At 35.4% G+C, this 14,622-nt stretch carries 9 protein-coding genes and 1 tRNA gene; 7 read left to right on the top strand and 3 right to left on the bottom strand.

Annotation, left to right across the window (positions count from 1 at the left end; all coding sequences use genetic code 11):
* Window positions 1-22 precede the first annotated feature (22 nt).
* From AACZ49_RS12695 to AACZ49_RS12665, 7 genes are all read left to right on the top strand, one after another.
* On the top strand, window positions 23-2,227 hold the full coding sequence (locus tag AACZ49_RS12695; protein ID WP_339655467.1) for a histidine kinase: 2,205 nt from the start codon (window positions 23-25) through the stop codon (window positions 2,225-2,227).
* Window positions 2,224-2,955, top strand: a complete 732-nt coding sequence (locus tag AACZ49_RS12690; protein ID WP_339655465.1) for a LytTR family DNA-binding domain-containing protein — start codon at window positions 2,224-2,226, stop codon at window positions 2,953-2,955. The genes AACZ49_RS12695 and AACZ49_RS12690 overlap by 4 nt, the downstream gene beginning before the upstream one ends.
* Before the next feature lie 16 nt (window positions 2,956-2,971).
* On the top strand, window positions 2,972-3,487 hold the full coding sequence (locus AACZ49_RS12685) for a gamma carbonic anhydrase family protein (protein WP_339655461.1): 516 nt from the start codon (window positions 2,972-2,974) through the stop codon (window positions 3,485-3,487).
* Between the two features lie 70 nt (window positions 3,488-3,557).
* Complete coding sequence (fabD, locus tag AACZ49_RS12680; RefSeq protein ID WP_339655459.1) at window positions 3,558-4,445, top strand: ACP S-malonyltransferase; 888 nt, start codon at window positions 3,558-3,560, stop codon at window positions 4,443-4,445.
* 163 nt (window positions 4,446-4,608) lie between these two features.
* Entirely contained in the window at window positions 4,609-9,426 is a 4,818-nt protein-coding gene (locus tag AACZ49_RS12675; protein ID WP_339655457.1) for a Calx-beta domain-containing protein, read from the top strand.
* An 8-nt stretch (window positions 9,427-9,434) separates the two neighbouring features.
* Window positions 9,435-10,415 (top strand): type IX secretion system membrane protein PorP/SprF, encoded by a 981-nt coding sequence (locus AACZ49_RS12670; RefSeq protein WP_339655454.1) that lies wholly within the window; start codon window positions 9,435-9,437, stop codon window positions 10,413-10,415.
* Window positions 10,416-10,426: 11 nt separating this feature from the next.
* Window positions 10,427-12,340 (top strand): OmpA family protein, encoded by a 1,914-nt coding sequence (locus AACZ49_RS12665; protein ID WP_339655451.1) that lies wholly within the window; start codon window positions 10,427-10,429, stop codon window positions 12,338-12,340.
* A 16-nt stretch (window positions 12,341-12,356) separates the two neighbouring features.
* On the opposite strand, the gene AACZ49_RS12660 is transcribed toward AACZ49_RS12665, so the two are convergent.
* The 3 genes from AACZ49_RS12660 to AACZ49_RS12650 form a co-directional block, all read right to left on the bottom strand.
* Entirely contained in the window at window positions 12,357-13,607 is a 1,251-nt protein-coding gene (locus AACZ49_RS12660) for a divalent metal cation transporter (RefSeq protein WP_339655449.1), read from the bottom strand.
* Between the two features lie 56 nt (window positions 13,608-13,663).
* Window positions 13,664-14,299: an ElyC/SanA/YdcF family protein gene (locus AACZ49_RS12655; protein WP_339655446.1), complete on the bottom strand. Its 636-nt coding sequence runs from the start codon at window positions 14,297-14,299 to the stop codon at window positions 13,664-13,666.
* A 134-nt stretch (window positions 14,300-14,433) separates the two neighbouring features.
* Window positions 14,434-14,520: transfer RNA gene (locus AACZ49_RS12650), tRNA-Leu, on the bottom strand.
* Window positions 14,521-14,622: the final 102 nt, after the last annotated feature.

The following is a 14,622-nucleotide window of genomic DNA, read 5'->3' as shown; positions in this document are numbered from 1 at the left end:
AAGTTTACAGTAATCATAGCGAATGAAAAAATTAATATTCTATATATCTCTCTTCTTTGTTTTGGGAACTTTTTCAAGTCGTTCTCAAATACAAAATGTTTCCCTAAATTTCATTTTAAAGGGTAAGGTCGAAGCTAAGAATACCGGTAGACCTATTTCTGGTGTGTCAATTTCAAATAATTTAGGAAACTTTGTGGTAACTAATGGGCTTGGAGAATTTGAAATTAAAACAAGAATTGGCGATGTACTTATAATTGAGCACGAAGACATACAAACTTTACAATATAACGTTAAGCAAAAAGATGATGTTCTCATATTAGTAGAAGATTTTGAAACTTCATCAATCAGTACTAAATCAAAATCATCACCTAATATTTCTTTAGAACATCAAGCTTTACTAGATTCTGCCGAGAAATATAAAGCGCAGAATATTGAAAAGAGTATTGATTATGTAGCACAATCAATATCCTTACTAGGTAAAAGGGGTAGAAAAAAGGAATTGGCAAGATCATTGTCCAAGCTTGGTGAAATTTATCAATACCATAGGCAATTAGATTTAGCGATCGATAATTATGAAGATGCTTTAGATGCAAATAGGACGATTGCAACTTCATTATTATTGGCTAAGGCTTATAATCTAACCTCCAGATTTAAAGAAACTTTTAATTTATTACATCCTTTGTTGGAAATTAAATCAATGCCCTCGTACCAAGGAGTACAATGTTATGAGTTATTAGGTGATGCGAAAAAGGGTGACGGAAAGATTTCTGAAGCAATTCAATTATATAATAAAGGACTCATAATTGCCAATAAGAGTCAGATTACGTCGAAAATGACAGATCTTAATTCTAAAATTGCTGACACATACTCTTTAAGTAATCAAACAATAGAAGCTGAAGCATACTACGGAAATTCACTTGAGTTGGCGACCCAGCAGGCACCTAAAAGAGCCTTGCAGGAAAAAGAAAAAGTAGCTGATTTTTACAATGCAAAAAGCAGGTATAGTGAAGAGATTACTATGCGAAAAAATAGTTTGCAAGATTTAAAGAGGCTTAGCACACCTAATGCAGGGGTAACTAAGTTAGAACTTGGTGATACAATAACATCGCAACGAATTAATTATAAAATAGCAAATGCGTATATCTCTCAAGATAAGTATAACGAGGCAATACCTTTTTTAGAAAGAAGTATTGTTGAGGCTAATTATGAAGATGATCTTGTTGTACAAAAAGATGCCACTAGAAAACTTTCTGAAGTGTATAAAGAGAAAGGTGATTTTACTAAAGCCTTAGACACCTATCAATCGTATGTCGCTTTGGTCGATTCATTATATGTGCGTAAGGAGCAGGAAATTTTTAGAGCAACTAGATTTAATAGGGAAATCGCCAGCGCCCAAAATAGATTAACAGGACTAGAGCAAGAGCGAGAATTATCGCAAAGTAAATATGATTTAGCATTAACAGAGCAAGAGCTGGCACAAGAGAGTAATGCACGGCAACAATTGATTATTTATTCATTGATTTTCGGACTGCTATTAACCCTTTTAGCTGCATTCTTCTTTTATCGAAGCAATCAGCAGCAAAAATTGGCCAATAATTTATTAGCATTAAAATCGCTGAGGTCACAAATGAATCCGCATTTTATATTCAACGCTTTAAATTCGGTTAATAATTTTATTTCTAAAAGCGATGAAAGAAGCGCCAATAGGTACTTAAGTAATTTCTCTACTTTAATGCGCTCGGTACTCGAAAATTCTGAAGAAGATTTTATCCCATTAGAAAAAGAATTGCAGCAGTTAGAACTTTATATGAAATTAGAACATTCGAGGTTTGAGGATAAGTTCGAATATGAAATTATCATAAATGAGGATGTTCAAATTTCTAAGTATCAAATACCCCCTATGCTTTTGCAGCCTTACATTGAAAATGCTATTTGGCATGGTTTAAGGTATAGGGAAACTAAAGGTTTATTGTTGGTTTCTATAAAGGAAAACACTAGTAATTCAATTGCGATATGTATTACTGACAATGGTATAGGGCGAAAGAAATCGGCTTCCATTAAAACTCAGAACCAAAAGAAACAAAAATCTAAAGGCATGGGTATCATCAAAAAAAGAGTTGCGATTTTAAATGATATGTATTCTGATAAGGTGGGTATTCAGATATCAGATTTAGAAATAGATGGTTCAGGAACAAAGGTGCTTTTCATATTAAAAAAAGAAAAATGAGTTTAAAAGCAATTTTGGTCGAAGATGAGGCCAATAGTAGAGAAATTCTAAGAAATTACATTGGTAAATATTGTCAGAGTTTAGATTTGGTCGGTGAGGCGTCGTCAATTAAAGAAGCTTTAATGTTGATAGAAAATAATACTCTGGATCTTGTATTTTTAGATGTTGAGATGCCTTTTGGTAATGCTTTCGATTTATTAGATCAGCTACCCGATAGAACTTTTGAAACTATTTTTGTTACCGCATACGACCATTATGCAAAAGATGCATTGAATAATCATGCAGCATATTATTTAACGAAGCCAATTAATATTGATGAATTAATTAATGCTGTTAATTATGTTGAAGGTATACGGGAAAAAGAAGCAAGTTTAGAAGGTGAGGTTCTAACGACCAAGTCAAAAGGGGTTGAAGGTAAATTGACCTTGCCTCAACAAGACGGATTCCAAATATTGAATGTTTCTGAAATTCTTTATTGTAAGGCTGATGATAATTACACTGAGATTTATCTACTGAATAAGAAAATATTGGTGAGTAAGACATTGAAATATTTTGAAGATGCTTTGGCGGACTTTCCTTTTGCACGTGTGCATAAATCCTTTTTGGTAAACGTGAATGAGGTGGTAAAATATAGAAAGGGAAAAGGTGGTAGTGTAGTAATGTCCAACGGAAAAGAAGTGATGGTTTCAGCATCTAAAAAGAAGGATTTTCTGTCGTATTTTAATTAAATAAATAAAAATAGGGATGATAAAAGGTGTTAGAGGTAAAGAACCTGTAATTGGTGATGATTGCTTTATTGCTGAAAATGCAACTATTGTAGGTGAGGTAATAATGGGTAAGCAATGCAGTGTTTGGTTCAATGCTGTGCTTAGGGGCGATGTGCATTTTATTAAAATGGGCAATAAGGTAAATGTTCAAGATGGGGCTGTTATTCATTGTACATATAAAAAATCGCCAACAACAATAGGTAACAATGTATCTATTGGTCATAATGCTATTGTGCATGGGTGTACTGTTCAGGATAATGTGTTGATAGGTATGGGTAGTATTATTATGGATGATTGTATTGTAGAAAGTAACAGCATAATCGCAGCCGGAGCTGTCCTTACTAAAGGTACCCATGTACCATCGGGAAGTATATTTGCGGGTATGCCAGCGAAGAAAATAAAAGATATCAGTCCCGAATTAAGTTCAGGTGAAATAAATAGAATAGCAGAAGCTTATATAATGTACTCAGGTTGGTTCAAAGAGTCAGAATAGAGGCTGTACATAATTTCAATATGGCAATCTATCTAAAATACGTACTTTTGCCGCACCAAAATTAAAAGTTATGAACGCATATGTTTTTCCTGGGCAAGGTGCTCAATTTGTTGGAATGGGTCTTGATTTATATGAGAAATATCCTATTGCAAAAGAGTTGTTCTTAAAGGCAAATGATATTTTAGGTTTCGATATTACAGAAGTAATGTTTAATGGTACTGCCGAAGGATTAAAAGAGACCAAAGTTACACAGCCAGCTATATTTCTGCACTCTGTTATTTTGAGTAAGGTGATGGGTGATTCGTTTAAACCAGACATGGTTGCCGGCCATTCTTTAGGTGAATTTTCTGCGCTTGTAGCGAATAATACGCTAAGTTTTGAAGATGGATTAAAATTGGTGTCGCAACGGGCTTTGGCCATGCAAAAGGCATGTGAGTTAAAACCTTCGACAATGGCCGCTGTTTTAGGGCTAGAAGATAGTCTTGTAGAGAAAATATGTTCAGAAACTTCAGGTATTGTGGTAGCTGCTAATTATAACTGTCCAGGTCAGTTAGTGATATCTGGTGAAGTGGCGGCGGTAGAGTTTGCATGTGAGAAATTAAAAGAAGCTGGTGCGAGAAGAGCATTGATGTTACCTGTTGGAGGGGCATTCCATTCTCCGTTAATGGAGCCGGCTAGAGAAGAATTGGCAGCTGCAATAGATAATACGAATTTCGCAACTCCAAGTTGTCCTATCTATCAAAATGTAACGACTACTGCAGTAAATAGTCCGGCAGAGATTAAGAAGAACCTAATGTTGCAATTAACGGCGCCAGTTAAATGGACGCAGAGCGTTCAACAAATGGTGAAAGATGGTGCTACGATTTTTACTGAAATAGGACCGGGCAAAGTATTACAAGGGTTAGTGAAAAAAATAGAGTCGACCGTTACAACGCAATCCCCTGAGCTTTTGAACTAAGCATTGCTTTCTTAATATTACCATTCAACCCATAAATCCTTTTTTCAGCTGTTTATGAGAAGTTTACCTTGATTTTTTTGTAATATTGAGGCCCTTATTTTTGGTTGTGGAATAGGAACTATTCTTCAATAGAATTGATGGAAATGTAAAGAACGCTATGAAAATGAAATTATATTCTGGTTTACTAAACCCTATAATTAGAAGTGAATTTAAGAAGTCTTTATTGGTTTTTGGATTCGTTTTTCTTGCAGTTTCATTTCAAAATGTCTTTGGGCAAACTGTTTCCATTGTAAAGAATGCCGATGCTATAGAAGGTAGTCCGACTCCTGGTAGTTTTGAGGTTTCTGTCGCTCCATTATTTGGCACAGGCACAGTGACAGTATTATATACCGTTTTGGTAAGTAGTACTGCTACCTCTGGTGTAGATTTTGTAGCTTTAAGTGGAGAGGTAGATGTAACATACGACTTCACTTTAGGAGGTAGTTCATTGATCAATGTAAGTACTTCTCTTCAAGATGTTTTATTAGAAGGGACAGAAACGGTAGTTGTTGAAATATTGTCAGATGCAGCTTATGAATTAGGCGCAAATCAAACTGCAATAGTCAATATACTAGATGACGATACCGCAACGTTGAGTATTTCAGATATATCGGCTGTTGAAGGCACTAATCTGGTATTTAATATAGTAGCAGATAAAGCTGCATTATTTGATTATACGGTCACTATTAATTTTGGTGGGGGAACTGCAACCTTAGGAACGACGCCGATAGTTGACCCGGAAGATTATAATGGTGCACAAAGAACTGTTGCTTTTTTATCAGGGGATGTTTCAAAACAATTAGCCGTAACTACAGGGAACGATACCGTAATCGAGGATGACGAAACTTTTGTAGTTACCCTTACTAGTGCCAGTAATGCCAATATAATTTCAGGAGATACAGCTATTGGAACTATAACGAATGATGATTTGGGCCAGGTAACCGTTCTTGCGAATAGTCCGAGTACAAATGAAGATGGATCCGGTAACGATGGTCGTTTTAGAATAGAATTGAGTGAACAAAATAATACAGGAAGTGCGTTAGTTGTTGATTACACCTTGACAGGGAGTGCAGCACAAGGCGTTGGACAAGATTATACTATTTCTGGTATTGCATCTATTGCCGATGGAGCGATTTCTACGAATATTAATATTCTTCCTATAGATGATGTACTAGTAGAAGGAGACGAAACGGTTGTTATAACCTTAAATAACGTAAATAGCGCATTGTATGAAATTGGAACTCCCAATACAGATACGGTAACCATTGTAGATGATGACGTATTTACGGCGACTATTACCGCAACTGATGGTACCGCTACTGAAGCTACTCCTGTTACCAACACAGGGACATTTACTGTAAGTTTAGATGAAGTCAATAACACCGGAGGTCCGGTAGTTGTAAATTATACTGTAGGCGGAACTGCTATCTCAGGAACGGACTATACCGCACTTACAGGCTCCGTTAGTTTTGCAAATGGTCAACAAAATAAAATAATAACGGTTACACCAATTAATGATAATACTGTTGAGATTTCGGAAACGGTCATTGTTACTTTGGGTATAGGTACTGGTTACGATTTAGGAGCCACTGCAACAACAACAGCAACGGTAACTATAGATGATACCGATACGTATGTTGTATCAATTGCTTCTACAGATGCAACTGCAAATGAGAGTCCTCTTGGTAATGGAGTTTTTACTGTAAGTTTGCGTTCTTCTAGCGATCCTTCAGGTCCACTAATACTTAACAATACGGGTGCTCCTATAGTTGTCAATTATACAATAACGGGTACAGCAACTTCTGGAGTTGATTTTAATGCATTAAGTGGTTCGGTTTCTATTGCAAATGGTCAAAGTACCGGTATTGTAACGGTGACACCAATTAATGATCCTGATATAGAAAGTAATGAAACGGTTGTTTTAACCCTAGCTACAGGTATAGGCTACACGATTAGTACTCCAAATAATGCAACGGTTATTATTGTTAGTGATGATGCAAACGTAGCTCGAATTACTACATCTGATGCTACAGCTGCAGAAAGTAATGGTGCCTTAGCTACAGGTGAATTTACCATTAGCCTTAGTGCTCCAAACAATACAGGCAGTACCATGACCATTAATTATATAATAAGTGGTTCAGCGGTTAACGGTACCGATTATACAGTTATTAGTGCTAACGCAATAAATATTCCTCAAGGAGATCAGTCAGGGCAAATTTTAATCAGTCCTGCTAACGACCAAATACAAGAAGGTACCGAAACTGTAATTATTACACTTGGCACCGGAACTGGTTACATTTTAGGGGCTGTAGCTACGCAAACGGCAACTGTTGAAATAAATGATAATGACCAAGCTACTTTAACTATTTCTGATGTTACGGAAAATGAAGATTTAGCCTCTGGGCAATTTATCTTTAATGTTGTTTTAGATATTGCAGTAGTCGGCGGTACACAAGTATCTTATTCTTTTTTTGAGGATACTGCAATAGGTGGGGGAACAGATTATACTGGTACTCCCGGCACATTAATTTTTACGGGTACAGCAAATGAAACTAAGACGATTACGGTGCCTATAAATAATGATGCAGTTTTAGAAAATACAGAAACTTTTGAGGTTCAATTAGGAATGCCGACCAATAATGTGCAGCTAGTAAATGGAGGTACAGCAATAGGTGCAATAAATGATGATGATAATTGTGTTGCTGCACCGGTTTTAGATGCATCGGTTTCTCCAATTTATTGTGTGGTTGATACAGGTAGTGCTTTTTCAGCCAATCTATTTGATTTCACTGATACCCCAGCACCTAGCGGTACTGTTTTAACTTGGAGTAGGGTTTCTAACCCGTTAATAACAAACTCACATTTGACGGTTGCAGAAGCTCAAGATGTTAGCACACCGGCCTCCTATTATGGCTTTTTCTATGATGCCGTAAATAATTGTGCGAGTGGTAATATTGAAGTTCAAATTGTTCGGAATATCATTCCTCAGTTGGTTACTATTAACGGTAATGAACGTTGTGGGCCAGGAACATTGTTGTTTAGTGTTGTGCCAAGTGATGGAGCTTCTGTTAATTGGTATGATTCATTAGTCTCAGATACGCCTATAGCTTTTGGAGAAACATACACAACACCACTTTTAACTGCTACAACTACCTATTATGTTGAGGCTTCCGAAAATGAATGTGCGACCGAAAGGCAACCAGTAATTGCTAGAATAGGATTTCAGGCAAATACGGGTACTGCTCAGAATGCCTCTATATGTAATATAACAGCCAATGGTCTTACCAGTTTAGATTTAGATACCAGACTTACTGGGGCTGACCCTGGTGTATGGATTTTTGTGTCTGGTCCTGAAGATGTGAATATAAACTCTACCAATGTTGTTGACTTTGAAGCATTAGCTTCAGGAGCCTATGTTTTCAGATTTACGACTACGAATTCAACGGCGCCATGTGTCAATTCTACAATAGATATTACTGTTACTGTTAGTGATTGTGAATCGGATGATGATAATGACGGACTTTTAGGTGGTCAAGAAGTAGCATTAGGTTTAGATCCTAACAACCCAGATACTGACGGTGATGGTATTGAAGATGGTGAAGAAGTTGGTGCTGATATAGCCAACCCATTAGATGAGGATAGTGATGGAATTATTGATGCTTTAGATTCAAATACCGAGGATACGGATAATGATGGTGTAAATAACCAGCAAGATCCTGCTAATGACAACCCATGTATTCCCAACCGATTTAATGGTAGCTGCGATACTGATGGCGATGGTTTGTCAGATTTAGACGAACAAACCAATGGTTCTGATCCAGATGATCCTTGTGATCCTGTAGCATCACCAAGTTGCGATGATCCGATAGATTTAGAAATTTTGAAATCTGTTGATAATGTAGATGCACAAATCGGTGATACTATTGTTTTTGAAATAATGGTCACAAATTTATCTGATAGAACTGCTAGGGCAATTGTTATAGGAGACTTATTAGAATTAGGTTTTGATTTTGTGTCTAAATCCTCAGTCGATTACGATGAAATTTCAGGTATTTGGAACATAGCAGAACTTGAAGCTGGTTTGTCTGCAGAACTTACCATAACGGTTACTGTTTCTGAAGTAGGTCCTTATGAAAATACGGCAACCTTATTAGAGTCGATACCATCAGATAACAATCCGGCAAACGATGAGTCTACCGTAATTCTAAATACTGAAGTACCAGAAGGTATTGATCTTGAAGTTATCAAGACAGTTGATAACAAAACTCCGTTATTAGGTGAACAGATAACATTTACAATTCGTGTAGAAAATAAATCTGTAAATGGGGACACAATTAATAATATCGAGATTGAAGATATTCTTGCTGTTGGGCCAGATGCTGGTTTTATTTACATAAGCGATGTTTCAACTACCGGTGATTATAATGAGACAACAGGTGGGTGGACTATTGAATCGTTAGAAGTAGGAGAACAAAATGCAGTAACATTAGAAATTACAGTATTAGTGCCACTAGAGGGGACTTTTAGTAATACGGCCACATTGATTAGGTCATCGCCAACAGATGGTGTTGTGGCAAATAATAATAGTACTGTAGATGTTAAGGTTAGCATACCAACTTCTGCAGACCCGGGGTTCCTTTTTAATCAATTTTCACCGAATGGCGATAATACTAATGATGTACTAAGAATTAATCTTAGGGACTCAGATACTCAATCTAGAGCGGGGATAAAATATAAAATTGTTATATATGATCGTTATGGAAATCTGGTTTTTGAAGGTGCCAATTTAGTTACTCCTGAAACTCAGACTACCGTTGATGTTTGGGACGGAACCTATAAAGGGAAAGAAGTGCCTAAAGGAACTTATTTTTATATTATGGATTATAATATTAATGAACTACCGGCTATAATCGATAAGGGCTGGATACAGCTTATTAGATAAAATAAATTATGGATTATAACTTTAATAAATCGAGTTATACTGTAGCGTTTTTGCTATTTTCTCTGTTAGGCTTCAATGCATTTGGGCAGAAAGAACCACAGTACACTCAATACATGTATAATATTGGTAGTTTTAACCCAGCGTATGTCGGTACTGTTGAGACTCCTGAATTATCTGGACTTTACAGAGCTCAGTGGATAGATGTACCTGGTGCACCACGCACATTTCGATTCGGAGCTAATCTGCCTTTTAAAAATGAGAAAGTAGGCCTAGGTCTCAATGTTATAAGTGATCAATTAGGGCCAGTTTCTCAAACCTATGCTGATATTTCTTATTCATATCAGTTAATGGTAACCGATGAAACAAAATTATCTTTTGGTATTGATGCAGGTGGGTCATTTTTAAATGTTGACTTTACAAAAGGGACTTTTGAAAATCCTGGTGAAAATCTTAATGGTGAAATGCTAAGCAAGTTTTACCCAACAGTTGGTGCGGGTGCTTTCCTATATTCAGATATTTGGTATCTAGGAGCCTCCGTACCGAATTTTTTAACTGAAGGGGTATACAATGAAGAAGTGGCTTCAATAGTAGAGGACAAGCTACAATTCAATTTTATTGGAGGTTACATTTTCGACCTTTCGGATAATCTAAAATTTAAACCAGCTTTCTTAATTAATACACTTAAAGGCTCACCAGTTAACGTGAACTTATCTAGTAATTTTTTAATTTCAGACGTATTTACCGCTGGAGTGTCTTATCGTATAGAGAATGCATTTAGTGGTTTGGCAGGTCTTCAAGTTTCAAACTCATTATTCGTAGGATATTCATACGATTATAATACCAATTTACTTGGCGAGTTTAATAATGGGTCACATGAGATTATACTTAAATTCTATTTAGGTAGAGAAGGAGCTGATTCTACAAAAGATGGAACTGATAAAAATGCAAAAAGTAAACCTAAACAAATTGATTCACCTCGATTCTTTTAAAGTGCACTAACATGAGATTTAAGTTAATCATAGTATTGCTAGTTTTCGTTCCATTGATGGTTTCAGCACAGGAGAAAAAATCTAAAGCTGATAATCTTTATTATAGCTATCAATACCAACAAGCAATAATGGAATATAGAAGTGAAATGGAAAAGAATCCATTAACGAACCATCAGTTATTAAACCTTGCAGATTCTTATTTTAATACAGGTAGCTTTGATAATGCCTCGGAACTTTATTTAGAAGTGAACAAGATTGACACCATTATGTCGGTTAACCGATTTAATAAAATGCTTCAAAGTCTATCAAAAAACTCGGAAAGAGATAGGATAAAGAACTTTTTAAGGTCGAAAGCTGATATGTTATCACCAGAGCTTTTAGAGAATGCAGAGTTTAATTATAGTCTTTTAGAAATTCCTAAAGAAAGTGATAATAGTGTTATTGCAGATGTAGTTGTGAATAGTCCGCAAGCAGATTTCTCACCTGCTTTTTATAAAAATGGTTTGTTGTTTAGTAGTAGTAGACTTCAAAATGCTAAAAAAGTTTATGAGCCTTCGGGAGAATCATATTTAGATATCTATTTTGGTAAACTGAATGCTAATAATCAATTAATGGATGTTGAGGTTTTTGATAAAATACCAGCAACAAAGTTTCATAAGTCTACTCCTTTCTATTCTAATAAATTATCAACATTCTTCTATATTCTCTCAAACACGGAAGATGATGAGCTTAGGTATGATGAAAATGGTAAAAACACATTGGCTATCGGTATGTTAAGCGATACTGGACGATTTCGATTTATATTAAAAGATCTAAGTACATCGTTTTATTATCCATATTTCGATGACAAGTCTGAGCGATTATATTTTGCTGCTAATTTCGATGACAGTTATGGTGGTACAGATTTGTATTATGTATATACAAACAACGGGCAAATAATGTCTGCGCCTATAAATTTAGGCCCGAGAATTAATTCACCAGGAAATGAAATTGCTCCTTTTGTCTTTGAAGGAAGCTTGTATTTTTCTTCTGATGTTTTTTACGGATTAGGTGGAATGGATGTTTATAAATCAAATATAATAGGAAATGATTCGTATACCATACCAGTAAATCTTGGGGAGGGTATAAATTCAATATCCGATGATTTTGGTTTTATAATTAAGCAGAACGAGAATAAAAGTTTCTCAGGGTATTTTTCATCTAATCGTAAAGGAGGTAAAGGTGGAGATGATCTTTATCGGTTTACATTAAAGAACTTACCAGGTTTAAAAACATTTTCTTTAGGTGGAAAAGTTGTAGACTTAAAGAAAAAAAATGGGGTAAGTGGCGGGCAAGTGAGGTTGTTAAACCATAAGGGTGAAATATTAGCGGAGGTAAGCTCTGCTGAGACAGGAGATTTTAGAATTGAAATTCCTTGGCAAAAACAAGTAACAATACAGGTTTTAAAGGATGGATATTCTATTTTTTCAACTTCCTATTCAGAAGAGGGAATGGAAGAAATTCAAACCACTTCTTATATGTTAGGGCTTGCTAGGTTTGAGGATTTGGTTTTGGAAAGCGAAGGCAAAACAATTTTAAAACTTGATAAATTTTATTTCGATAAAGGAAAAGCTGCTTTGAATGCACAAGTAGAAGCTGAATTGAATAAGGTTGTAGATGCTGTATCGCGTTTTCCTCAATTAAGGTTAAAAATTGAAACCTACACTGATAGTAGAGGTAGTGATACTTTTAATAAGAAACTATCACAAGATAGATCTAATGTTATAAAAAATTATTTGTTTAAGAATGGTTTAGCCTCTAATAATATTGTTGAGGCAATCGGGTATGGTGAGGAAATGATTAAAAACAACTGTATTAATGGAGCATATTGCTTAGATTTTCTTCATAAACAAAATGAACGTACTTTGTTTGTGGTTGTAGATTAGTGTTACTACTACTTATTTAGAATATTACGATATAAAAATAATACAGTGAAAAACACGACAAGAATACAATTCCAAAATAAGTTAGTAATTTGAGATATTTTCCAGGCCAATTTTCCTGAGCCAAGTCATTGCTAGTTACATTCTTAAGATTCATGTAGCCGATAATGGGAGCTACTATGAATGAAACAAAAGTAGCTAAAGCCACTAGCTTACCCATATTTGCACTAAATGCTGCAATGACTATAAAGTTGACAATCATTAAAATTAGTACTCCTATGCCAAATGCTAATTTGGTACTGAATATTTTAGTTTTCGGATTCAATAGAGATACAATATCTAGACTTACCCTGGTTAATGCATCATGGGCAGTCAGACATGTACTGAACATAGTTGCGAAAGCAGAAATTGCTATGAAAATATATGCCCAAGAACCAATATGCTCAGTAAATAATAAAACTACTTGGTCGGCAAAACTTACCGCATTAGTACTAAGTTGAATGTTGGTTCCGTATAAAGTAAACCAACCTATAATCATAAAAAAAACTGCTAGAATCGCAGTGATGCTATATCCTATATTAAACTCCTGAAGCGATTCTTTTAAACTTGGCTTATCTTGCGTTTTCCATTTTTCAATGCTCCATAAACTAATCCAGCTAGATGCTTCAACGGTGGTTGGCATCCAGCCCATTAAACCAATTAAGAAAAGTACGCCAACTTCATTAAAAATAGGTGTTGGTTTAAAATCTTGAATATGGGAGACAGGGCCTTGAATTAGAACTAAGACAGTTGTAGTGAGTAATGCGATAAAGAGAATGCTTACCACAAACTTTAGGCTAATCTCTAAAAATTTGTATTTTCCAAAAATTAGAATCGTACTTATAGTCAAAAATAAACCTAGTGCTACAATAGAAATAGAAGTGTTGGTAATGCTAAACAAATTAATGAACAAGCCTGCAGTTACGGTGTACAGTGCTGCTAAAATTGTAAATGTGGTTAGTAATGTGATTCCTGCGTAGAACCATAAATATTCCTTGCCGCGATGCAGGTACCCTTCAATTAGGGTTTTATTGGTAACACTGGTATAGCGTACTCCAAATTCAAAAAATGGATATTTGAGAATGTTAGCTAGAATTATGGGTATTACCATAATCCATCCATATTGTGCACCTGCTTTTGTAGATAATACTAAGTGGGAGGTGCCGATTGCCATACTTGCAAATAAAAGTCCTGGTCCTAAATTTCTTAATATGATTTTAAGTTTTGACACGTTTTATGGTTTGGTTTTACCAATAAATGTAAACTATTTAAGGTAAATGATGCTGTTTATTTTATTTCAATGGTGGCTCCATAGAATTTTGGCTGGGTGTTTAATATCATATCAATAAAAACTTTTACTCGTGCCAAATACTCTCTAAAATGAACTTTAAACCCTTGTGTAGTAGATAAGTCTTGGGCATTGAATCCTATAGCTTTTAGTCCTTTTTGTTCCGCAATAAATATTGCTCTCTCATTATGAAACTTCTGTGAGATTACAGTAACGTTGTCGAGTCCAAAAATAAATTTTGCCCGCACCATAGAATCTAAAGTTCTAAAACCAGCATAGTCTAAAAAAATCACCTCTTCTGGTATTCCTTTCTTAATTAAATCTTTCTTGATTGTATTGGGTTCGTTGTAATAAATGCTACCATTATCACCACTCACTAAAATAAATTTGATTTTGCCAGCTTTATATAACGATACTGTTGCATTTATGCGATAGGTATAGTATGGATTTGAAGAACCGTTAGCTATTCTATTAGAAGTCCCTAGTACAAGTCCTACCTTATTTGGTGGTACAATATTAACGTCAGAAAACGTTTTGTCTTCGGTGGTACTTGAAATAACAAAATTAGAGGCAAAAATAACTAGTACTAGGACTAGACTTAATGTACCTAAAATTTTAATAATTTTTCTTAGCATATATTAAAGTCAAGATTAAAGGTAGTAAATACCCAATGACTTTAAGTTCTATTGAATAAAATAATCTCAGGTCTAATCTTAAGAAAGAAGTTAAAATAAAAAACCCTTGAAAATCATATGATTAACAAGGGTTTTGGTACTCGAGGCGGGACTTGAACCCGCACGCCCCAAAGAGCACAGGATTTTAAGTCCGGCGTGTCTACCAATTCCACCACTCGAGCATATTTGGCATGTAAATAAAAAATGTTGGCCAGCAACATTTTCTGAGCGAAAAACGGGATTCGAACCCGCGACCTCCACCTTGGCAAGGTGGCGCTCTACCA

This window comes from uncultured Maribacter sp. (genome assembly GCF_963975365.1).
GTDB lineage: Bacteria > Bacteroidota > Bacteroidia > Flavobacteriales > Flavobacteriaceae > Maribacter.
Note: the sequence above shows the minus strand (reverse complement) of the source record. Positions and strands in the feature narration are given on the sequence as shown.

Bases quoted from the DNA above. Each gene is read 5' to 3' on its own strand.
- fabD (WP_339655459.1), top strand. From the start codon at position 3,558: ATGAACGCATATGTTTTTCCTGGGCAAGGTGCTCAATTTGTTGGAATG.
- AACZ49_RS12695 (WP_339655467.1), top strand. From the start codon at position 23: ATGAAAAAATTAATATTCTATATATCTCTCTTCTTTGTTTTGGGAACT.
- AACZ49_RS12685 (WP_339655461.1), top strand. From the start codon at position 2,972: ATGATAAAAGGTGTTAGAGGTAAAGAACCTGTAATTGGTGATGATTGC.
- AACZ49_RS12665 (WP_339655451.1), top strand. From the start codon at position 10,427: ATGAGATTTAAGTTAATCATAGTATTGCTAGTTTTCGTTCCATTGATG.
- AACZ49_RS12655 (WP_339655446.1), bottom strand. From the start codon at position 14,299: ATGCTAAGAAAAATTATTAAAATTTTAGGTACATTAAGTCTAGTCCTA.
- AACZ49_RS12670 (WP_339655454.1), top strand. From the start codon at position 9,435: ATGGATTATAACTTTAATAAATCGAGTTATACTGTAGCGTTTTTGCTA.
- AACZ49_RS12675 (WP_339655457.1), top strand. From the start codon at position 4,609: ATGAAATTATATTCTGGTTTACTAAACCCTATAATTAGAAGTGAATTT.
- AACZ49_RS12690 (WP_339655465.1), top strand. From the start codon at position 2,224: ATGAGTTTAAAAGCAATTTTGGTCGAAGATGAGGCCAATAGTAGAGAA.